We start from the raw sequence: 22414 nt of genomic DNA on the forward strand, positions 1-22414 counted from the left end.
TAGTGAGGCTGCAGTTTTAGTGGCCGTGCTCTGCCTTCTCGGAAGGCTTGAGGTGGTCGCTGCGGGATGCGTCGTGGCCGCCTGGGACGTAGTCGGCGTATTCAGGCAGGGTGCCGTCGACTACCGGGACCTTGGCGGTCGTGCTGTTGCCGCCGCTCTTGAAGGTCACCAGGACCTGCTGGCCTGGGTAGGTCCCCTTGTCGGCTTCCTTGTTGGTGTCGCCTGGGACCGTGAAGGTGCTGGCGTACTTGTCGTCTTCGAGGCGCATCTTGTTGCCTGCTTCGACCGAGGTGTCCACGCTGCTGCTACCGAACTCGAGGGTCAGGTCGGCAGAGGTGTCGCCCTTGTTTAGGATGGTGCCGATGTAGCGGGCCTGCTGGTCAGCGCCGTTGGTGACGAGCATCAGGTTCTGGATGGAGACGTCGCCGACGTGTGCGGAGACGCCGTCTGATGGGTCGTACTGGTAGGTGGTTGCCTGGTCGTTGATCGCGGCGCAGCCGGTAGCGGTGAGCGCAAGCGCGGCAAGTGCGGCGCCCGAGGCGGCGCGACGGATGCGGGCCTTCACGGGAAGTTTCACGAAATTCGCTCCTCATCAATGAGTCATCTGCGCGGTTGTTTGCTCATTTAAGGGTGCAAGCAGACCACCGCCTCCTGCGATTCTATCGTGTTTGAGTGGTTCCCGCGGCTTTGGGTGTGTGTTGGTGACAAAGTGCTCGCGTTTTAGGGCTCTCGCGGGTGCTTGAAAGCGAGCTGTTCAGACCATATTTGAGAGCTGTCTCACGCTCATTTTGAGGTACTCACATTTGAGCCGTTATGGCTTGTTTCCCTTATGTTTACGGGGATCTCCGGCCTGACGCAGGGTTAGTCATGTTATTCTAGATATCTAGAAAGGGGTTTATCCGCATGATTTTTGACGTCGGAGAGACGGTCGTTTACCCACATCACGGTGCTGCCACGATTGAAGAAATTAAGATGCGCACCATCCGGGGCGAGGAGAAGATGTACCTCAAGCTTCGGGTTGCACAGGGCGACTTGGTGATTGAGGTCCCCGCTGAGAATGTGGATCTGGTTGGCGTCCGTGACGTTGTGGACCGTGACGAGCTTGAGCACGTTTTCGAGGTGTTGCAGGCTCAGGATGTGGAAGAACCTGCTAACTGGTCTCGCCGTTATAAGGCGAACTTGGAGAAGCTGGCTTCTGGCGACGTGAATAAGGTTGCTGAGGTTGTGCGTGACTTGTGGCGTCGTGAGAACGACCGCGGCCTTTCGGCTGGTGAGAAGCGCATGCTGGCTAAGGCACGCACCATCCTGACCTCGGAGTTGGCTCTTGCTAAGAAGCTGACTGAGGAAGAGGCCGAGGTTGTTCTGGATGACGTGCTGTCCGGCAAGCGTAAGGCAAAGGCCTAAGTTTTCATACGGGGGTTGAATGTCGCGTCATGTGACTCATCTTCCGGCTGAGCGTACATCGGAGTCTGTAGCCATCGTGGTGGTGGCGGCGGGCTCCGGTACGCGTTTAAAGGCCGGTATGCCTAAGGCTTTGGCGGCGGTTGCTGGCCGGAGCCTGGTTGAGCATTGTTTGGATGTTGTGGTTGACCCGCGGCTCGCGCGGCAGGTTGTTGTGGTGACTCCGCCGTCGGACGTCCGCGTCGCCGAGTTGGTCGCCGCGCATCCTGCGGTTGACGGCGTTGCACTTTCAACGGTTCCTGGTGGAGCCACGCGTCAGGAGTCGGTTGCCGCTGGCCTTGCTGAGGTGCACGATGCGCGTTTCGTTGTGGTTCACGATGTCGCCCGAGCCTTCGCGCCGGCCTCACTCTTTGAACGCGTCGTTGACCGGCTACGCTCAGGCGCGGATCTAGATGGTGTGGTTCCGGGCCTACCGGCGGTGGATACGTACAAGATCGTTGATGCGGACGGCGTCGTGGTGAACACTCCGGAACGTTCGTCGTTGCGCGCGGTACAGACTCCGCAGGGTTTTGTCGCTGAGACGCTGCGCCGGGTGCACCGTGAGTCGGTTGGTCGCGATGCCAGCGACGATGCGGGCTTGCTTGAACAGGCCGGTTTCAGGGTCGCTGTGGTCGATGGGGATGAGCGGGCGTTGAAGGTCACGCACCCGCGTGATGTTGCTATAGCTGAAGGCATTGTCGCGGCTGAAGGCGTCGCGGCAGCAACCGAAGATGCAGAAGAGAAGGATGAGAACCGTGAGTGAGACGCAAGAAGTGGGCGCACCGTTCCCGGCAGGGTGCTTGCCGATGGTTGGTTTGGGTTTTGATGTTCATGCGTTTTCGGATGAGGATCCTTCCGCGCCTGACGCGTTGCCGCTGATGTTGGCTGGGCTTGAGTGGCCGGGTGAGCGTCGTTTGAGTGGCCATTCTGATGGCGATGCGGTCGCACACGCTGTGTGTGATGCGTTGTTTGCTGCGTCTGGTTTGGGTGACTTGGGTACTCAGTTTGGTACTGATCGTCCTGAGTTCGCGGGGGCGTCCGGTGTGACGTTGGTGCGTGAGGCCGCGAGGCTTGTTGCGGAAGCCGGTTTCACAGTCGGCAATGTCTCGGTTCAGTTCGTGGGCAACCGCCCGCGTTTCGCCAAGCGTCGCGAGGAAGCGAACCGGGTTTTGTCGGAAGCCTTGGGCGCTCCGGTAGCTGTTGCGGCGTCGACCTCGGATGGGTTGGGCTTTGAAGGCGCCGGTGAGGGCATTTCGGCTCGCGCCGTCGCGTGGGTGTATCCGACCCCGAACAGATAGGGTTAAGCTCGTGAGCTTGCGTTTTTATGACACCCGTACCCGTGCCGTCCACGATTTCGTCCCTGTAACTGAGGGGCACGTGGGGCTGTATTACTGTGGCGCGACGGTTCAGGGTATGCCGCATGTGGGGCATGTGCGTTCGGCTATTGCGTTCGACATTTTGCGCCGCTGGCTCACGTATCGCGGTTTCAACGTCACGATGGTCCGTAACGTCACGGATATTGATGACAAGATTTTGGAGAAGTCGGCGCTGTCGTTCTCTGATCCGGAGCAGTTGGGGCCGGATTATGTGGCTGATGAACAGTGGTTTGCGTTGGCATACCGTTTTGAGGCCGCGTTCCGTGAGGCGTATGCGACGCTGGGTGTTTTGCCTCCGACGTATGAGCCGCGCGCTTCGGGCCACATGACTGAGATGTTCGCGCTCATCCAGCGGTTGATCGATGCGGGGCACGCGTATGCGGCTGAGGACGGTTCGGGCGACGTGTACTTCGATGTCCGTTCGTACCCTGCCTACGGTGGTTTGACGCATCAGTCGGTCGATGACATGCAGGATGCCGGCGACGCCGATCCTCGCGGTAAGCGCGATCCGCGTGACTTCGCTGTGTGGAAGGGCCATAAGGATGGCGATCCGTTGACGGCCTCGTGGGTTTCGCCGTGGGGTCGTGGCCGTCCGGGCTGGCACATCGAGTGCTCGGCGATGGCGGGCAAGTATCTGGGCGAGACCTTCGATATCCACGGCGGCGGTTTGGATCTGCGTTTCCCTCACCACGAGAACGAGATGGCTCAGTCGCAGGCTGCCGGCGATGGTTTCGCTCGTTTCTGGATGCACAACGGCATGGTCACGTTTGAGGGCCAGAAGATGTCGAAGTCGGTGGGCAACACGGTATCTCCGCGTGAGATGTTGGAGCAGGCTCCGGCGGATGTTGTCCGGTATTTCTTGGGGCAGGCTCATTACCGTTCGCAGTTGGATTATTCGCCGTCGTCTTTGGCGGAGGCTGGTGCCGCGTTGGATCGTGTGAAGGGCTTTGTTGCTCGCGCCGCTGAGAAGTTCGGTGCCGACGCGTTGGCAGGTGGCGAGGTTGCGCCGGCTTTCGCTCAGGCCATGGATGACGACTTGAATGTTCCGCAGGCGCTTGCCGTGTTGCATGAGACGGTGCGTCGCGGCAACGCAGCCTTGGCTGCCGGAAGCGATGCGGATGCCGATGTGGCGTTGCAGGCCGCTCGTCAGGTGGCTGCGATGAAGGCGGTGCTGGGTCTTGATGATGCAGCGTCGTCTGGTGGCTCGGGTGAGGGGCCTGAAACGGTTGCTTTGACCCAGTTGGTGGAGGCTCGTTTGGCTGAGCGTGCTGCTGCACGCGCCGCTAAGGATTTCGAGACTTCTGACCGCATCCGTGATGAACTCGCGGCCGTGGGCATCACGGTCAAGGATGGCGCAGATGGCGCATCCTGGTTTTTGGGAAACTAAACTTGTCGTTAGCCCGGCTGCCGGGCGTTGTAGTTAATGGTTGTGTCCGTTGAGGAGGGCATATGTCGGCGCCACGTAAGGCACCACGTAACCGTAAGGGGCCCTCTAAGGGCAGTGGCGGTAAGAACAAACGTGCGTTGGAAGGCCGCGGTCCGACTCCTAAAGCGGAGGATCGCGTTTATCACAAGGCGCATCGTGCCAAGCTTTTGCGGGAGCGTTCGCAGAATAAGCAGGGGAACCGTCGCCAGCAGACCGGTGGCCGCCGTTTCTCTGAGGAGCATGTGAACGGTCGCAACGCGGTGTTGGAGGCATTGCAGGCTGATATCCCGGCGAAGGCTCTGTATGTCGCTACCCAGATTGATGTGGATGACCGCGTCCGGGAGGCCTTGAAGCTCGCGGCTCAGCGTCGAATCCCTATTCTTGAGGCAACGAAGCCTGAGCTGGATCGTTTGACGGATGGTTCGGTTCACCAGGGCATTGCTATGCAGATCCCGCCATATGAGTATCCGGATGCGGCAACGAGCCTCGCTGATGCGATGGAGAACTACCGAAACGGTACGGCCGGCGCTCCTTTGGTTGTTGCTTTGGATGGCATTACCGATCCACGCAACTTGGGCGCGATCATCCGTTCCGCATCGGCGTTCGGTGCTGGAGCTATCGTGATTCCGGAGCGCCGCACTGTCGGTGTCACGGCTACTGCATGGAAGACTTCGGCGGGGGCTGCGGCTCGCGTGCCGGTTGCTCGAGCAACGAACCTCACCCAGGTTTTGCGTCAGGCCAAGCAGGATGGCTTCTATGTTTTGGGCTTGGATGGTGGTGGCGATGTGTCTCTGCCTGACCTGGAGCTAGCTAAGGAACCGTTGATTGTTGTTGTTGGCAACGAGGGCAAGGGCTTGTCCCGCTTGGTTTCCGAGACGTGCGATCAGATTGTGTCGATTCCTATCAGCGCATCGATGGAATCGCTGAACGCCTCGATGGCTGCGGGGATCACGCTGTACGAGATCGCGAATAAGCGACGAGCGTCACAGAATTAATTTTTCGCTCTAACGCCCCTGGGGACGTCTGTCATGACGTGTTCCAGGGGCGTTTTTGCTTGTGATTCGGCGGAACTCTTCGCGCTGCTGAGTTGGCGGAGCACTCGGTTTTGCTTTTTGGTGTGGGTGTGTGTAGAGTGTTTTCCTGTTGCCCGCCGAGATGGAGTGCCGGTTGCCGGCGTGTCTGGTGGACAATAGCCCTTCAAGCCTCTACTAGTTTGTTGCTGTTTTGGTTTCGGGGTTTTATATCTCTCATATCGCTGCTTTCCTGGTTGAGGCCTAAGGGTTTCATGGTTGAGTTTCTGGGTGTTTACCTGGTTTTGTTCTTTTGGAAAGTTTGTGGTAGTGTGGGTATCCGCTCTTGAGTGAAGCGTCCTGGTTATTTTTCTTTTCTCGCATGTTGTGTGTGGGTTTGTGGGGCGTGGATTCTTGGGTGTCTGTTGTTTGAGAACTCAATAGTGTGCCAAGTTTGTTTGTTGATACCAAATATTTTTTGTTTGGTGGTTGCCTGCATGCCTTGATCCCTGTCGGGGTGTGTGGGTTTCTGCTTGGATTAGATGTTGGCCATGCTGTGGGGGCGTTTTCCCGCTCTTTGTGGTGTGGTTGTCCGCTTTGTGAACATCGTTTTTTGTTTTTTGCGGAGAGTTTGATCCTGGCTCAGGATGAACGCTGGCGGCGTGCTTAACACATGCAAGTCGAACGCTGAAGCCTGGTGCTTGCACTGGGTGGATGAGTGGCGAACGGGTGAGTAACACGTGAGTAACCTGCCCTTGACTTCGGGATAAGCCCGGGAAACTGGGTCTAATACTGGATATGACCTCCTGCCGCATGGTGGGGGGTGGAAAGATTTATCGGTTGGGGATGGACTCGCGGCCTATCAGTTTGTTGGTGGGGTAATGGCCTACCAAGACGACGACGGGTAGCCGGCCTGAGAGGGTGACCGGCCACACTGGGACTGAGACACGGCCCAGACTCCTACGGGAGGCAGCAGTGGGGAATATTGCACAATGGGCGCAAGCCTGATGCAGCGACGCCGCGTGAGGGATGACGGCCTTCGGGTTGTAAACCTCTTTCAGTAGGGAAGCAGCCCTTTTTGGGTGACGGTACCTGCAGAAGAAGCGCCGGCTAACTACGTGCCAGCAGCCGCGGTAATACGTAGGGCGCGAGCGTTATCCGGAATTATTGGGCGTAAAGAGCTCGTAGGCGGTTTGTCGCGTCTGCTGTGAAAGCCCGGGGCTTAACTCCGGGTGTGCAGTGGGTACGGGCAGGCTAGAGTGCAGTAGGGGAGACTGGAATTCCTGGTGTAGCGGTGGAATGCGCAGATATCAGGAGGAACACCGATGGCGAAGGCAGGTCTCTGGGCTGTTACTGACGCTGAGGAGCGAAAGCATGGGGAGCAAACAGGATTAGATACCCTGGTAGTCCATGCCGTAAACGTTGGGCACTAGGTGTGGGGGACATTCCACGTTTTCCGCGCCGTAGCTAACGCATTAAGTGCCCCGCCTGGGGAGTACGGCCGCAAGGCTAAAACTCAAAGGAATTGACGGGGGCCCGCACAAGCGGCGGAGCATGCGGATTAATTCGATGCAACGCGAAGAACCTTACCAAGGCTTGACATGGACCGGATCGGCGCAGAGATGTGTTTTCCTTTCGGGGCTGGTTCACAGGTGGTGCATGGTTGTCGTCAGCTCGTGTCGTGAGATGTTGGGTTAAGTCCCGCAACGAGCGCAACCCTCGTTCTATGTTGCCAGCACGTTATGGTGGGGACTCATGGGAGACTGCCGGGGTCAACTCGGAGGAAGGTGGGGATGACGTCAAATCATCATGCCCCTTATGTCTTGGGCTTCACGCATGCTACAATGGCCGGTACAATGGGTTGCGATACTGTGAGGTGGAGCTAATCCCAAAAAGCCGGTCTCAGTTCGGATTGGGGTCTGCAACTCGACCCCATGAAGTCGGAGTCGCTAGTAATCGCAGATCAGCAACGCTGCGGTGAATACGTTCCCGGGCCTTGTACACACCGCCCGTCAAGTCACGAAAGTTGGTAACACCCGAAGCCGGTGGCCTAACCCTTGTGGGGGGAGCCGTCGAAGGTGGGACTGGCGATTGGGACTAAGTCGTAACAAGGTAGCCGTACCGGAAGGTGCGGCTGGATCACCTCCTTTCTAAGGAGCACTCAACGCCACAACCCGCATGGATTTATGCGTGTGTTTGGTGGTGTCAGAGATATGTGGTGCTGCTGTCACGGGTGTTGACAGGTGCCATGCTCATGGGTGGAATATCAACGAAACCACACACTCCTTTATGGTGTGTGGGTCTTGGCGCATTGTTGGGTCCTGGAGCAACAGGCCACCACGTGTGTGGTGTGGTTGTTTCTCTGGTTGTCCCCTGCCTGATCCTTCTTCTGTTCTGTATGGAGCGGTGGTTGGTGGGTGTGGGGTTGTTGTTTGGTTACTGCATAGTGGACGCGAGCATCTTGTGAGGATGACGCCCCCTCTTTTTTGTGGGGTGTTGTTTTCATGTATGTGATTTTCTCAACCCGACATAGCCAGTTTCTGGTTGTGTGGGTTGTGTTTTGTTGCTCATGAATCAATGGTTTGCACTTGTGTGTGTAAGTTGTTGAGAGCGTATGGTGGATGCCTTGGCATCAGGAGCCGATGAAGGACGTGGGAATCTGCGATAAGCCTGGGGGAGTTGATAACCGGACGGTGATCCCAGGATGTCCGAATGGGGGAACCCCGCATGCTGTGAGGTGTGTGACCTGACACTGAATATATAGGTGTTATGGAGGGAACGAGGGGAAGTGAAACATCTCAGTACCCTCAGGAAGAGAAAACAATAGTGATTCCGTTAGTAGTGGCGAGCGAACGCGGATGGGGCTAAACCTGTATCGTGTGATACCCGGCAGGGGTTGCGGTATAGGGGTTGTGGGTGTATGTGTCCAGTTACTGCCGTGGCTGGCTGGTGAGGTGCGGGCGTGGAGACGAAGCAGTGTGAGTGCTGCACCGTAGAGGGTGTGAGTCCCGTAGTCGTATGATGTTCCGCCGCTAGATCGTATGACCCGAGTAGCACGGGGCTCGTGGAATCTCGTGTGAATCTGCCAGGACCACCTGGTAAGCCTGAATACTACCTGATGACCGATAGCGGATCAGTACCGTGAGGGAATGGTGAAAAGTACCCCGGGAGGGGAGTGAAATAGTGCCTGAAACCATGCGCTTACAAACCGTCAAAGCCCTTATACGGGTGATGGCGTGCCTTTTGAAGAATGAGCCTGCGAGTTAGTGCTGTGTCGCGAGGTTAACCCGTGTGGGGTAGTCGTAGCGAAAGCGAGTCTGAATAGGGCGTTGAGTGGCACGGTCTAGACCCGAAGCGGGGTGATCTACCCATGGCCAGGTTGAAGCGTGTGTAAGAGCACGTGGAGGACCGAACCCACCTAGGTTGAAAACTGGGGGGATGAGCTGTGGGTAGGGGTGAAAGGCCAATCAAACTCCGTGATAGCTGGTTCTCCCCGAAATGCATTTAGGTGCAGCGTTACGTGTTTCTTTACCGTGGTAGAGCTACTGGATGGCTGATGGGCCCTACAAGGTTACTGACGTCAACCAAACTCCGAATGCGGTGAAGTGAGAGCGTAGCAGTGAGACTGTGAGGGATAAGCTTCATGAGTCGAGAGGGAAACAGCCCAGAACATCAGCTAAGGCCCCTAAGCGTGTGCTAAGTGGGAAAGGATGTGGAGTTGCTGAGACAACCAGGAGGTTGGCTTAGAAGCAGCCACCCTTGAAAGAGTGCGTAATAGCTCACTGGTCAAGTGATTCCGCGCCGACAATGTAGCGGGGCTCAAGTACACCGCCGAAGCTGTGTCACTCCACATATTGTGGGGTGGGTAGGGGAGCGTCGGGCATGTGGTGAAGCCTGGGTGGAAACCATCAGGTGGAGCGTGTTCGAGTGAGAATGCAGGCATGAGTAGCGAATGGCGGGTGAGAAACCCGTCCGCCGAATGATCAAGGGTTCCAGGGTCAAGTTTTTCTTCCCTGGGTGAGTCGGGACCTAAGGCGAGGCCGACAGGCGTAGTCGATGGACAACGGGTTGATATTCCCGTACCGGCGAAGAACCGCCCATATCGAAGCGATGATGCTAACCACCCCAAGCATGCTTGACTGGCTACTTAGTAGCTGGCTGGTGTGTGCGGCGTGGGACCCGAATTGTGGAGGTAAACGTGTTAACAGGTGTGACGCAGAGAGGTAGCCGGGCCAGGCAATGGAATCGACCTGGTCTAAGAGTGTAGGCCGGTGTATAGGTAAATCCGTACACCACTTGAGGCTGAGACTTGATGGGCGCCCACAAATTGGTGGGTGATCCGGTGATCCTGTACTGCCAAGAAAAACATCGACGTGAGGTTCTAGCTGCCCGTACCCGAAACCGACACAGGTGATCTGGTAGAGAATACCGAGGCGAACGAGAGAATCATGGTTAAGGAACTCGGCAAAATGCCCCCGTAACTTCGGAAGAAGGGGGGCCTGCCCCGTGACCCCCACGTGCTGGGGTGAGCGGGTGTGGGCCGCAGAGACCAGAGGGAAGCGACTGTTTACTAAAAACATAGGTCCGTGCGAAGTCGCAAGACGATGTATACGGACTGACTCCTGCCCGGTGCTGGAAGGTTAAGAGGACCTGTTAGAACCCTTGTGGTTCGAAGCGGAGAATTTAAGCCCCAGTAAACGGCGGTGGTAACTATAACCATCCTAAGGTAGCGAAATTCCTTGTCGGGTAAGTTCCGACCTGCACGAATGGAGCAACGACTTCCCTGCTGTCTCAACCATGAACTCGGCGAAATTGCAGTACGAGTAAAGATGCTCGTTACGCGCAGAAGGACGGAAAGACCCCGTGACCTTTACTATAGTTTGGTATTGGTGTTCGGTGCGGTTTGTGTAGGATAGGTGGGAGACTGTGAAGCAGCCACGCCAGTGGTTGTGGAGTCATTGTTGAAATACCACTCTGATCGTATCGGATGTCTAACCTCGGCCCGTGATCCGGGTCAGGGACAGTGCCTGATGGGTAGTTTAACTGGGGCGGTTGCCTCCTAAATGGTAACGGAGGCGCCCAAAGGTTCCCTCAGCCTGGTTGGCAATCAGGTGTCGAGTGTAAGTGCACAAGGGAGCTTGACTGCGAGACTGACAGGTCGAGCAGGGACGAAAGTCGGGACTAGTGATCCGGCAGTGGCTTGTGGAAGCGCTGTCGCTCAACGGATAAAAGGTACCTCGGGGATAACAGGCTGATCTTGCCCAAGAGTCCATATCGACGGCATGGTTTGGCACCTCGATGTCGGCTCGTCGCATCCTGGGGCTGGAGTCGGTCCCAAGGGTTGGGCTGTTCGCCCATTAAAGCGGCACGCGAGCTGGGTTTAGAACGTCGTGAGACAGTTCGGTCCCTATCCTCTGCGCGCGTAGGAAATGTGAGAAGGGCTGTCCCTAGTACGAGAGGACCGGGACGGACGAACCTCTGGTATGTCAGTTGTACCGCCAGGTGCACCGCTGATTAGCTACGTTCGGGAAGGATAACCGCTGAAAGCATCTAAGCGGGAAGCCTGCTTCAAGATAACATTTCCATCCAAACTTGTTTGGGAGAGGCCCCCAGCTAGACCACTGGGTTGATAGGCAGGAAGTGTACGCACGGACCATAGACGTGTTCAGCTGACCTGTACTAATAGGCCGATCACTTACACACCAACACCAACACATCCTTTACGAGGGTTCGCGTCCACTAAGCGGTCACCACACCACAAACCCACCCCTTAGGGTGACACACACATAATTCAATACAACAGCACACACGCGTGTGCACGTAACACACAGGTTTCCCCACCAGCAACACTGGCAGGGGTGAGAAAGTTACGGCGGCTATAGCGTGGGGGAAACGCCCGGTCCCATCCCGAACCCGGAAGCTAAGCCCCACAGCGCCGATGGTACTGCAACCGGGAGGTTGTGGGAGAGTAGGACACCGCCGAACATAACCATATAAGAGGATGTTGGTCCTGAAGCTCCCAACCCCACCAGACAGGGGTTCGGTAGAAGCATCAGGACCAACACCTGTTTAAACCACCAACACACAACAACAAGTCGGTTGCGCCGCTATGCGCTAGCCTCGAGTGCAACCAATGCGCTCTACTCAGCTACATGCTCTGTTCTATAAACTGAAGTCATGTCTGACATGCCATGGTTCAGTCACGCAGCACACGAGGCTGTACCTCCAACCCATAACAATCAGGGAACGCAGGTTCGAGTGGAAGCTGTCCTCCCCGTCGACATCCTCAGTGCATGCGAAGGACTGCTCGACTATACAGACCTCTGGTGGCCACGCGAACACCGTCTCAGTTCAGACCCCGAGGCTCAACTGATATGGGATGAGAACAGTCTGTTCGAGGTGAACGCAGAAGGTCTCACAGCAGTGTGGGGCCATAGCCACGGAAGCGAGCCTCCGCTTGAGCTCAGCCTTCTCATCGAGAACGAGAACTTTCCCCGCCACGTAGCAACCTTCACATTTACGCAACTAGGTGCTCAGTCAACTCGCATCGACCTTCGTGCCCAATCACCGCTGAGTGGTACGCGCGTCGGAGCGAGTATATGGCGCGATGTAGTCCACGGTTATTCGACATTCATGGGGAGACGGCAAGACACCTGATTATGTCTGTCGGCGTAGCTGCTGTAAGGTGTGTACGTCTCGTCTTCGGGGTGTGGCGCAGCTTGGTAGCGCGCGTCGTTCGGGACGACGAAGTCGCAGGTTCAAATCCTGTCACCCCGACGCGCAGTTGTGGCCCGGAGAGTGTTCTCCGGGCCACAACTATTTAAGCGTGTTCTCTAGTCGCTCGCTTGTTTCTTAGATACTGTTACTCGCAAGTCATTTTCATATTTTTGAGTGCATGTGTGAGGGCTGTTGTCATGGACGCAGACGTCATTGTTGTTGGTGCTGGCTTAGCGGGACTCGTCGCCGCCAGGGAAGCTATTCGCGGCGGCCTGTCTGTTGTCGTCGTTGACCAAGAGAACCGACAGAACCTGGGCGGACAAGCGTTCTGGTCCTTCGGCGGTATGTTCCTCATCGACACCCCGCAACAGCGTCGACTAGGCGTTAGAGACTCTGCGGAACTTGCACACTCCGACTGGACTGGAACGGCGGGCTTCGACCGCTTCGATGAAGAAGGCGGTCTAGGGCAAGACAGGTGGGCACGCCGATGGGCCTACGAATACGTTGAGTTCGCGGCTGGGGAGAAGGCCTCATATCTGGCCGAACATGGCATCAAGTTCACCCCGGTCGTCGGATGGGCGGAACGCGGCGGCTCAGTTGCGGACGGCCACGGCAATTCCGTTCCACGCTTCCACGTCCCATGGGGCACCGGCACTGGCATCGTGAAGCCGTTCATCAACTTCGCGCTGCAAGCCGAGAAAGACGGCAAGCTACGCTTCAACTTCCGCCACCGCGTCACCGGTCTGTTGACGGAAGGTGGCCGCGTCGTCGGGGTTGAAGGCGACATACTTGAGAGCTCGGCACGCGACCGCGGACGCGCATCCAGCCGCGTTGCCACCGGAACGTTCACGCTCAAGGCACCGGCCGTCGTTATGGCGACGGGCGGTATCGGCGCCAACGCCGAGCTGGTACGCGCGAACTGGCCTGAACGGCTCGGGACTGCGCCGAAGAACATGATCTGCGGGGTCCCGGAATACGTCGACGGTTCGGGCCTGATCGCGGCGGAAGCCGCAGGCGCACGATGGGTCAACAAGGACCGTATGTGGCACTACACGGAGGGGATCATCAACTATGACCCCGTGTGGCCGAATCACGGGATTCGGATTCTTCCTGGCCCGACGCCGATGTGGTTCGATGCGCGAGGAAGGCGCCTTCCGCACCCGAACCTTCCGGGCTATGACACGCTGGAGACGCTCAAATACCTTCGGACCACGGAGGACATTAAGGACTATGACCATTCGTGGTTCATCGTCAACGAGCGGATCCTTGCGAAAGAATTCGCGCTGTCCGGATCCGAGCAGAACCCTGACATCACGTCGGGCAAAGTGAGCCGAGTCATCGCTTCTCGTTTGTCTTCCGGCATCCATGGTCCGGTGCGTCGTTTCCAGCGCCGCGGACAAGATTTCTTGACGGCCGAGACGCTCGAGCAGCTCGTGCCGAAGATGAACGAGCTCGTGGGGGAAGAACTCATCGACGTAGATCATCTTCGGGAGCAGATCGAGGCGCGCGACCTGCAGATCGACAACCCGTTCTCGAAAGACGCGCAAATCCAAGGGATTCACAACTCACGCGCTTTCCGCGGCGACCGGATGATCCGTACAACCAAGCCGCACAAGCTCCTGGATCCAGCGGCAGGACCGCTGGTTGCTGTGCGTTTGAACATCTTGACCCGCAAGTCTCTGGGCGGGCTGCAGACTGACCTCGCCTCCCGCGTCATCGGTGCTGATGGAGACACCCTTCCGGGCCTCTGGGCGGCGGGCGAGGCCGCTGGCTTCGGGGGCGGCGGCGTGCACGGCTACCGTGCGCTCGAGGGGACATTCCTCGGAGGGGCTGTGTTCTCGGGGCTGCTAGCGGGCCGCTCGCTCACTGAAACGCTACGCGGATGAAGTAGTCCGCGGGGTACTTTCAGGTTACGTACACCGTTTCGCCCAAGTGAGCCACGTATACTACAGAGGTTGAATGCCGAGTAGGCGACACATCAGATCGAATCAATAAGGACGTTACTGAGGATGGCAAAGAATCCAGCGCGCTCCTCGAATAAGGACCGTGTGCAGGCAGCCCGCGAACACGCGGAGCAGCAGCGCATCGCAACGCAGAAGGCTCAGCGCCGCCGCGCGAACCTGATCAAGGCAATCATCGCCGCTATTGTGCTGGTCGTTGTTGCGGTAGCCGTGGTGATCATCATCGGCCTCAAGAACAAGGGCGAGGATCAGTACGCGGAAGGTCCATACCCGAAGACCGGTAACGAAGTTGGCGGCGTGCTTTTCACGGGCCCAACAGAGGCAAAGGCTACGAACCTTACCGGCAAGGTCAAACGTCCAGAAGGTGACAACCCTCTGCCATCTGAAAAGGTCAACATCAGCGGCGTTGATAAGAACGCGACGCCTGTTCAGGTTATCGTCTACGCGGACCCTGCATGCCCTCACTGCTACGAGTTTGAAAAAGGCTGGGGCCCAACGTTGAAACAGCACCTCGAGGCAGGCAAAATCACGCTCGAGCAACGAATGGTCCCGTACCTGGACCGTGGCTCACCAAGTAACTACTCGTCCCGTTCTATCAACATGCTCGCATGCGTCGCTGACTCCAAGCCGGAAGCTTACAGCGCAGTCTTGAATGAACTGTTCGAGGTCACTATGTCCCAGGGCGAGCAGAAGAACCAGGAACTGATTGACCTTGCCAAGAAGCACGGCGTCGACGGCAACATCGACAGCTGCGTCACCGACGGAACGTTCCGTCCATGGGTTGCGCACGCTGACCGCCAGGCTCGTGAAGATGGCGTTAGCGGCACCCCGAGCGTATTCGTCAACGGCGAACGTTGGGACGGCAAAAAGAACCCAGATTTCGGCGGCTGGCTGCAGGGCAAGATCGATGCCGCAGGTAAGGACGGCGACGCAAAGCGCAGTAACGCTAAGGACGATAAGTAGTCCATAAGCTTCATCCTTGTAACGTTTTCTGGGGTTCGCTGGCCAAACGCATACACGCTACGGGTGAGTGTGTGTTTGGCCAGCGAATGTCGTAAGATTGTTTATCGTGCCTCAGTGCGGGCACGGTACGCCTCCTTAGCTCAGCTGGCCAGAGCAACTGTCTTGTAAACAGTAGGTCGCCGGTTCGAATCCGGCAGGGGGCTCGAGGACGAATCCCGTCAAGGAATATTTCCCCTAAGAAATATTTCCCCTAACAAAATAATTCCTAGGATCCTTAGCTCAGTTGGTTAGAGCGTTCGCTTCACACGCGAGAGGTCGCTGGTTCGAATCCAGTAGGATCCACTTTGAAGCCCCGAGTTCACTCACGAACTCGGGGCTTTTCCTTGTAATCACGTCCTTGTAATCACGCGGAAAATCAGGGTTTCCACGTCGCTGGCATATACTCATAAGATGACACTAAGTGACAGGAAAACTGCCACACACTGCCACACACTGCCACACACTGCCACACCTGGACGGAGTGGGGGGCGTGATGACCACGAAGAAGAAAGTGTCAAGAGGCATCGCAGAGTACCGCGGGACGTGACGCGTAGATTCTTGGAGGCATGAAATTGTTCGGAGGCGGCCCCTATAAGGCGGACTATGAATACAGCACGTTTGAGTTACACGCTGTGTTTGCTGAGGCGCTGGTTCAATCTGTTGGTTTACCTGAGGATTGTTCAGACTTCATTCAAGGACCGCTCGAGGCAGGAGAGGCCTGGCTGGCTTTAGAGATAACCGCTGACCTTATTGAATCTTATGGCGCGAAAGTGGACCCGACTTTGTTTCGGCAAATGGAGGACGCACAGCGTCACTATCTGGATGAGACCTTGCAGGGCGCTATTGAAAAAGTGCGCCCGTATGTAACACCAGCTACCTAATCTTTTCGAACCTTCTAACCTACCCGGGTTTGCTCGGGTGGGTTTTCTTATACCCGAAAACAGGTTTCCGTACTACCGCCGGGGGTATAACGGCGGGCTAATCCACGCACATGATTGCGGCATGAATGGAGGGCACACATGTCCGAAAATGTTCAAGAGAACAAAGAATCACAGTCCACCGATACGGCGGGGTTTACTCCTATCAATAGCCAGGAGGAACTAGACCGGATTATTGGGAATCGGCTCGCACTGCGAATCTCCCCGCCTGTTTGCCCGCCCCGATGAGCTCACACAGGCGGCGTGGAGCTGCTCGCCCCGCGAAGGAGATACACAGCGGGATCAAGGGGCCGCAGACGGTCGGGGAAGAATCCGAACTGCCACACAAAACTGCCACAGCTAAGAAAGTCGCCCGAAGGTCCCTGAGAATACGCGGCCCTGTGGATACTCCAGTAGGATCCACGCGCAAGCCCCGAGTTCGTGGGTGAACGCGGGGCTTTCCGTTTAATTTTGCGCCTTCGAAATGCGCACGTCCGTGGCACGGCCTAAAGTGGGATAAGGCGCAAGTCTCACGTGCAGAAAACATGCGTCACAAGCCATGTGCAGTAAGCCACATGCACGTTTCTGAGTAGCGGCAACACTGGGCAAATCATTAGGCGAAATACTAGACGAACCACTTGGCGAGGGGAGACGACAACAGAATGACCGACCGTCAGAACTCACGCCAGCCACGCTTCCGCCGCAAGAACAAGAATCTCCCCAACACCCAGCCCCACCAAGCTGGCGTCGACCGGGACGTGCCTCACCCGACCACATTCGACCCCAACATTCCGCTACCTGCCGTCCCTCCGCCATCGATACGCGACATCGCTAACGACAACGACGAGATTCTCCGCGAAGAATCGCGTGCAAACCCGACACATGCAAACCCGACGCATGCAGAACCGGCTCATGCAGAGTCGACTGATGCAGAAGTCGCCGGCGTAGAAGTAGTCGACCCGTCACATCGGGCCGACACCTCGGCGACCTCCGTCTGGACAGTTGCGCAACGCCAAGGTTCCATCCTTCGCTCGCTTGAAGCCGTCCAAATCACGCAAGACCAGACACCCGTAGCTGACCCCGCCCACGCCGCTGACGGTGAGCGGCCCGCGAGCATCGTATCGATAGGCGAAATTGCGCCGCAAGAAGCCGGCCGACCGCACAAAAAGAAGGGCCCCCGCGGAGTCCGGTCACCACACCGTCGCGGGAAAACGACCGCCGCAGAGAAAGCCAGCGGCCGGAAACAGAAAACCAAGGTAAGCGATACAGAACAGCGTGCGACGACGGCCCCACTCGTGCGCGGTCTTCGCGGCATGTTCCAAGGGGAAGCGCCTGCGACAACCACGTTCAACATCGTCGACAGGCTCATTGGTTCGCCGTTTGAACAAGCCGCCGCCCGTACCGACCCGCAAGCAGAGGCCGAAAAAGAAGCCGAGAATGTACGACGCGCAATGCGGTTCGCGCTCGACATCGCTGAACTCATGTTGCGGTGGGGCTCCGGCGCTCAAGAAGTAGAGACCGCGATCATCGCCGTCACCGCGTCATCCGGTCTGCGGCACATCGACGTCGACATCACCAACCAGTCGATCCACCTCAACTGGACCCCTCCAGAAGGCATGCCGGTCTCCGTGATGCGGGTCGTGCGGTCCTTCTCCGATAACTACAAATCGCTTGCCGCACTCCACCAGCTTGTCGCTGACATCGCGGCAGGGCGTATAGAAATCGAAGCCGCGCAAGCCCGCATGCGAGCGATCCGCCGCTACCGGCATCCGTACTCCGCGACCGTCACGTTCATCGGAAGCCTCGCGTTCGCAACACTCTTCGTCGTGTTCATCGGCGGCGGATGGCGCGCGGCAACTGCGGTGTTCTTCACCCAAGCGTTCATCTCCACCGTGACACGGCTCAACATCAAGTGGAGAGTCCCGGAATTCTTCAACGTCGCATCAAGCACACTGCTCGCGACAGTCATTGCGTTGCTTCTCTACAACTACGAGATCATCAGAAACCCGGAGATGGTGGTCGCCGGCGGGCTCATGCTGATCCTGCCCGCGGGCAGGTTCGTTTCCGCGGTCCAAGACGCGATCTACGGGTTCCCGCTCACCGCGGTCTCCAGGCTCTTCTCGGCACTGATCATCTACGCGGCCATTATCACCGGCGTCATGGCCGGCGCCTACGTCGCTGCATCCTTCAACCTGAGCGAAATCGACCTCGCCCGTCCGCCAGCAGCTAACGACCTCCCGTTCTGGGTGCTTACGCTCCTCGCAGTCTTCGCAGTCCTTAGCGGGGCGGTCATCCAACAGGTTGCACCGATGCACTTGCTGCCGATCGCGCTCGTGGTCGTCGCAGGCTACTCGACGTACTGGGTCTTCGCTCACAGCCTCAACGTTGGGCCGCGAGCAACCCCAGCGGTTGCCGCCGCAGTCATGGGCCTGCTTGCACGCCTCATCGCCCAACGGCTCAACATCCCTTCGCTGATCCTGATCGTGCCATCGATCATCATCATGCTGCCCGGGCTTGCGATCTTCCGGTCGATGTACGCGATGGTTCAGCAAGCCGAAGGTATCTCGACCTCGATAGCGGGCATGGTCGTCTCGTTCTCGATCATCATGGCGATCGCAGTCGGCGCGGCCTTCGGTGATCTGCTCGCACGCCCATTCACTGCAGGCCTCAACCTCGCATACAAACAGCGCACCCGCCGACGCTAAATGGCGCAACAAGCTACGGGGTAACGCTAGCTAAACAGTCCAATCGATCGGGTCATACCCCATCGAAACCAGCGCCTCATTCGCGCGAGAAAACGGACGCGAACCAAAGAAACCGCGGCGCGCCGACAACGGCGACGGATGCGCGCTCTCAATCACCGGATGCCTTTCAAGCAACGGCGCGAAACCCTGCGCATGCCGCCCCCACAAAACAGCAACCGGGGCTCCACCCTGCCCATCCGACCCGCGCCGGCCCAGCTCCGCAACCACCGCTCCCGTGATCTCATGCCAACCAATACGAGAATGAGACCCCGCCTCACCCCTGGCCACCGTGAGCGACGTGTTCAAAAGCATCACGCCCTGAGCCAACCACCGCGAAAGATCACCGTGCCCCGCGGGAGCGAGCCCCACATCGTCGGCAAGCTCACGGTAAATGTTCACCAAGCTACGCGGCAACGGACGCACCGACGCATCGCATGCGAAAGCCAACCCGATCGGATGCCCCTCAGTAGGGTAAGGGTCCTGCCCGATAATCAGGACCCGGACATCCTCGGGAGGGACAGACAACGCACGGAACACATGCTGCGGAGCCGGCAGAATCCGTTCACCCGAGGCAAGGCGGGACGCCAACTCATCACCCACGCGGCCCAACTGCGGACCCAAGCCAGCCAACACATCGCACCACGCCGGGGCGACGCCCCAACCCATCCACCGCTCACGCCACTGCGGAAACCAGCCCGAAGGATCAGCGGAAACCTCAGCGCTCGTCGGGACAACCACTGCCGGAGGCGCGCTAGCCGGCATAGAACGGTCATCAGGCACAGAACTCATAAACCCCATGCTGACACGCTCGACAGCTAGAATGAAACACGCACAACGCCGGGCCGCAAGGCATCAGCGCCAAGCAACACATGAAAAGGAGTGCAGTGGCTGAAACACCTCACACCCCGCACTCTGCAGAAGACGAGACTCTCACCGAACTGAAACGCGGGATCCTCGACTTCGAAAAGAAAAGCTTTAAATATAGCGGTGCGAAAGAAGACGCGATTCACGAACGCTTCGGGCTCACCACGACTCAGTATTATCAGATCCTTAACGGGCTCATTGACCAGCCGGCGGCTCGGCGCTACGCGCCCTACGTTGTGGAACGACTGCACCAACAGCGAACCGCGCGGACCGCAGGTGCCGGCGGGACACGGTCGACGCGCGCGCGGTCAACGCGCACACCGTCGAAGCGAATGAACGGATAGGACAACCATGGGCAAGCGATACCCCACCGACGAATTCGATTCAGTCCCCCAGACACCCAAGCGGGCAGGTGCCCACAGATCTTGGGCTGTATTCCCGCACCCAGCCAAGCGTCTGCGTTCCATCCTGATCGTCGGAGCTTTCGTGCTAGCGGTGGGGATCCTGATGTTCACCGTGGTGCGGCCGTGGTCAGCAGAAGCTTTCGGTGACCTCAAAAAAGACGAACAACAGACCGAACAACCTCAAGCGTCTGGTTCCGAAGAGGAGAGCCCTTCGGCCGGGCCGAGCGATGAGCCAACCGGGGAGTCATCCGCTTCCGACGGGGCCGAATCTGATGGGCCCAGCGATGCGGCGGATACCAGCGCATCTGCGAGCGAGGACGCTGAAAGCGACGCCCCGAGCGAAGAAGAACTCGCCGTGCCTCTCTGGGTATACAACGCAAACGGCAACGCCGCGTTGACTCAAGACGCCGTAACCCACCTCACAGAAGAAGGCTTCCAGCCCGTAGCGGGCGGACAGTGGAGCCGAATCGAAGACACAAGCACGGTGTACTACAAGAATGAAGCCGATGGCGCGCTCGCCGCGAAGATCGCCGGGAAACTCAAGATTTCGGGCACCTACCAGCACCAGAACATCCCGCAAGACATCACAGTGGTGATCGGGAGCGACTACACGCCGCGCTAGATTGCGCTGTGTTGGATTGCACCGCGCTAGATTGCGCTGTGGGCGCACTTGACGGCGCCTATCTTGCACTCTCGGGTCTAGAGTGCCAACATGGTATTAGCACTCGGACATGATGACTGCCAGAAATGACAGGGACATGTTTTGAGACCACTCGAGGACGTGAGGGATCTAAATCCCGGCCGTCGCGGGCGCGACCTTGAGATGGGACAGAAATGCTTTCATTAGACGTTTCCGGAAAGGAACATCTGAATCCATGGCAAAGACCATTGCATTCGACGAGGAAGCACGCCGCGGACTCGAATCCGGCCTCAACCAGCTGGCCGACGCCGTCAAGGTAACCCTTGGCCCACGCGGCCGTAACGTTGTTCTGGAGAAGAAGTGGGGCGCACCCACCATCACCAACGACGGCGTCTCCATCGCAAAGGAAATCGAACTCGAAGACCCATACGAGAAGATCGGCGCCGAGCTCGTCAAGGAAGTAGCTAAGAAGACCGACGACGTAGCAGGCGACGGCACGACGACCGCTACCGTGCTGGCCCAGGCCCTCGTGAAGGAAGGCCTGCGCAACGTAGCAGCCGGCGCTGACCCGATCGCGATCCGCCGCGGTATCGAAAAGGCCGTCGAAGCAGTTACCGAGCAGCTGCTCGCTTCCGCTAAGGAAATTGAAACCAAGGAAGAGATTGCGGCAACCGCATCGATCTCCGCAGGTGACAAGCAGATTGGTGAACTGATCGCCGAAGCCCTCGATAAGGTAGGCAAGGAAGGCGTCATCACCGTCGAAGAGTCCAACACCTTCGGCCTCGACCTCGAACTCACCGAGGGTATGCGCTTCGACAAGGGCTTCATCTCCGCGTACTTCGTCTCCGACGCCGAGCGCCAGGAGACCGTGCTTGAAGACCCATACATCCTGATCGTCAACTCGAAGATCTCCGCAGTCAAGGACATCGTTCCAGTTCTCGAGAAGGTCATGCAGTCCGGTAAGCCACTGCTGATCATCGCTGAGGATGTTGAGGGCGAGCCTCTGGCAACTCTGGTTGTCAACAAGCTGCGCGGCACCTTCAAGTCCGTTGCGGTCAAGGCTCCAGGCTTCGGCGACCGCCGCAAGGCAATGCTCGCTGACATTGCGATCCTGACCGGCGGCCAGGTCATCTCCGAAGAGGTTGGCCTCTCGCTCGAGAACACGACCCTGGACATGCTGGGCACCGCCCGCAAGGTTGTTGTCACCAAGGACGAAACCACGATCGTTGAGGGCGCAGGCTCCGCCGAGGAGATCGCCGGCCGCGTCGCACAGCTGCGCGCCGAACTGGACGCAACCGAGTCCGACTACGACCGCGAGAAGCTCCAGGAGCGCCTCGCTAAGCTCGCAGGCGGCGTCGCCGTCCTCAAGGCCGGCGCGGCAACCGAGGTTGAGCTCAAGGAACGCAAGCACCGCATCGAAGACGCCGTTCGCAACGCGAAGGCAGCCGTCGACGAGGGCATTGTCCCAGGTGGTGGGGTTGCGTTGATCCAGGCAGGCGAGAAGGCATTCTCGGGCCTCAACCTGGAAGGCGACGAAGCGACCGGCGCGAACATCGTCAAGGTTGCCATCGAGGCTCCGCTCAAGCAGATCGCGCTCAACGCAGGCATGGAGCCAGGCGTTGTTGTTGACAAGGTTCGCGGCCTCGAGCCAGGCTTTGGCCTCAACGCTGCAACCGGCGAATACGTCAACCTCCTCGAGGACGGCGTGAACGACCCAGTCAAGGTGACCCGTTCCGCACTGCAGAACGCGGCATCCATCGCTGGCCTGTTCCTCACCACCGAGGCTGTTGTTGCTGACATCCCGGAGAAGACCCCAGAGATGCCAGGCGCCGACCAGATGGGCGGCATGGGCATGATGTAATGCCTGCCCAACCGTGAGGTTCGCTAGAGCCCACGGAACACAGTTGAGGCCC

15 protein-coding genes, 3 tRNA genes and 3 rRNA genes are annotated in these 22414 nt (G+C 58.2%); 18 read left to right on the top strand and 3 right to left on the bottom strand.

Annotation, left to right across the window (positions count from 1 at the left end):
• Positions 1–16: 16 nt before the first annotated feature.
• Positions 17–577: a hypothetical protein gene (locus JOD50_RS06110; protein ID WP_204880815.1), complete on the bottom strand. Its 561-nt coding sequence runs from the start codon at positions 575–577 to the stop codon at positions 17–19.
• Between the two features lie 326 nt (positions 578–903).
• Between JOD50_RS06110 and JOD50_RS06115 the strand changes: the two genes are divergently transcribed.
• The 8 genes from JOD50_RS06115 (at position 904) to rrf (ending at position 11237) form a co-directional block, all read left to right on the top strand.
• Positions 904–1404 (top strand): CarD family transcriptional regulator, encoded by a 501-nt coding sequence (locus JOD50_RS06115; protein ID WP_101629931.1) that lies wholly within the window; start codon positions 904–906, stop codon positions 1402–1404.
• Positions 1405–1435: 31 nt separating this feature from the next.
• Positions 1436–2203, top strand: a complete 768-nt coding sequence (gene ispD / locus JOD50_RS06120; protein ID WP_285331228.1) for a 2-C-methyl-D-erythritol 4-phosphate cytidylyltransferase — start codon at positions 1436–1438, stop codon at positions 2201–2203.
• Between the two features lie 43 nt (positions 2204–2246).
• Positions 2247–2738, top strand: coding sequence for a 2-C-methyl-D-erythritol 2,4-cyclodiphosphate synthase (ispF, locus tag JOD50_RS06125; protein ID WP_239541751.1), 492 nt, complete (start codon positions 2247–2249; stop codon positions 2736–2738).
• 10 nt (positions 2739–2748) lie between these two features.
• Positions 2749–4203, top strand: coding sequence for a cysteine--tRNA ligase (gene cysS / locus JOD50_RS06130; protein ID WP_204880818.1), 1455 nt, complete (start codon positions 2749–2751; stop codon positions 4201–4203).
• A 62-nt stretch (positions 4204–4265) separates the two neighbouring features.
• Positions 4266–5237: a 23S rRNA (guanosine(2251)-2'-O)-methyltransferase RlmB gene (gene rlmB / locus JOD50_RS06135; protein ID WP_204880819.1), complete on the top strand. Its 972-nt coding sequence runs from the start codon at positions 4266–4268 to the stop codon at positions 5235–5237.
• A 634-nt stretch (positions 5238–5871) separates the two neighbouring features.
• Positions 5872–7402, top strand: a 16S ribosomal RNA gene (locus JOD50_RS06140).
• 444 nt (positions 7403–7846) lie between these two features.
• A 23S ribosomal RNA gene (locus JOD50_RS06145) occupies positions 7847–10955 on the top strand.
• Positions 10956–11120: 165 nt separating this feature from the next.
• Positions 11121–11237, top strand: a 5S ribosomal RNA gene (gene rrf / locus JOD50_RS06150).
• Together the 16S, 23S and 5S rRNA genes form the textbook arrangement of a ribosomal RNA operon.
• A 366-nt stretch (positions 11238–11603) precedes the next feature.
• Here rrf and JOD50_RS06155 read toward each other — a convergent pair.
• Positions 11604–11753 (bottom strand): hypothetical protein, encoded by a 150-nt coding sequence (locus JOD50_RS06155; RefSeq protein WP_204880820.1) that lies wholly within the window; start codon positions 11751–11753, stop codon positions 11604–11606.
• A gap of 202 nt (positions 11754–11955) precedes the next feature.
• Here JOD50_RS06155 and JOD50_RS06160 point away from each other — a divergent pair.
• The 7 genes from JOD50_RS06160 to JOD50_RS06190 all read left to right on the top strand — a co-directional run bounded on the left by JOD50_RS06160 (position 11956) and on the right by JOD50_RS06190 (position 18554).
• Positions 11956–12029: transfer RNA gene (locus JOD50_RS06160), tRNA-Pro, on the top strand.
• Between the two features lie 137 nt (positions 12030–12166).
• The gene (locus tag JOD50_RS06165) at positions 12167–13855 is read left to right on the top strand and encodes an FAD-binding dehydrogenase (RefSeq protein WP_204880821.1); all 1689 of its coding nucleotides are present in this window, start codon (positions 12167–12169) and stop codon (positions 13853–13855) included.
• A 123-nt stretch (positions 13856–13978) separates the two neighbouring features.
• The gene (locus JOD50_RS06170) at positions 13979–14893 is read left to right on the top strand and encodes a DsbA family protein (protein ID WP_204880822.1); all 915 of its coding nucleotides are present in this window, start codon (positions 13979–13981) and stop codon (positions 14891–14893) included.
• Between the two features lie 129 nt (positions 14894–15022).
• Positions 15023–15096, top strand: a tRNA-Thr gene (locus tag JOD50_RS06175).
• A gap of 65 nt (positions 15097–15161) precedes the next feature.
• A tRNA-Val gene (locus JOD50_RS06180) sits at positions 15162–15235 on the top strand.
• Positions 15236–15498: 263 nt separating this feature from the next.
• Positions 15499–15813 (top strand): hypothetical protein, encoded by a 315-nt coding sequence (locus JOD50_RS06185; protein WP_204880823.1) that lies wholly within the window; start codon positions 15499–15501, stop codon positions 15811–15813.
• 698 nt (positions 15814–16511) lie between these two features.
• The gene (locus tag JOD50_RS06190) at positions 16512–18554 is read left to right on the top strand and encodes a threonine/serine exporter family protein (RefSeq protein ID WP_204880824.1); all 2043 of its coding nucleotides are present in this window, start codon (positions 16512–16514) and stop codon (positions 18552–18554) included.
• A gap of 30 nt (positions 18555–18584) precedes the next feature.
• Here JOD50_RS06190 and JOD50_RS06195 read toward each other — a convergent pair whose 3' ends face one another.
• On the bottom strand, positions 18585–19382 hold the full coding sequence (locus JOD50_RS06195) for a uracil-DNA glycosylase (RefSeq protein ID WP_239541544.1): 798 nt from the start codon (positions 19380–19382) through the stop codon (positions 18585–18587).
• Between the two features lie 95 nt (positions 19383–19477).
• On the opposite strand from JOD50_RS06195, the gene JOD50_RS06200 reads away from it, so the two are divergent.
• From JOD50_RS06200 to groL, 3 genes are all read left to right on the top strand, one after another.
• Positions 19478–19801: a DUF3263 domain-containing protein gene (locus tag JOD50_RS06200; RefSeq protein ID WP_338052040.1), complete on the top strand. Its 324-nt coding sequence runs from the start codon at positions 19478–19480 to the stop codon at positions 19799–19801.
• Between the two features lie 7 nt (positions 19802–19808).
• The gene (locus JOD50_RS06205) at positions 19809–20483 is read left to right on the top strand and encodes a LytR C-terminal domain-containing protein (RefSeq protein ID WP_204880826.1); all 675 of its coding nucleotides are present in this window, start codon (positions 19809–19811) and stop codon (positions 20481–20483) included.
• 253 nt (positions 20484–20736) lie between these two features.
• Positions 20737–22362 (top strand): chaperonin GroEL, encoded by a 1626-nt coding sequence (gene groL, locus JOD50_RS06210; RefSeq protein ID WP_101630990.1) that lies wholly within the window; start codon positions 20737–20739, stop codon positions 22360–22362.
• Positions 22363–22414: the final 52 nt, after the last annotated feature.

The sequence above is a fragment of the Pseudoglutamicibacter cumminsii genome, from assembly GCF_016907775.1.
GTDB classification, from domain to species: Bacteria; Actinomycetota; Actinomycetes; order Actinomycetales; family Micrococcaceae; genus Pseudoglutamicibacter; species Pseudoglutamicibacter cumminsii.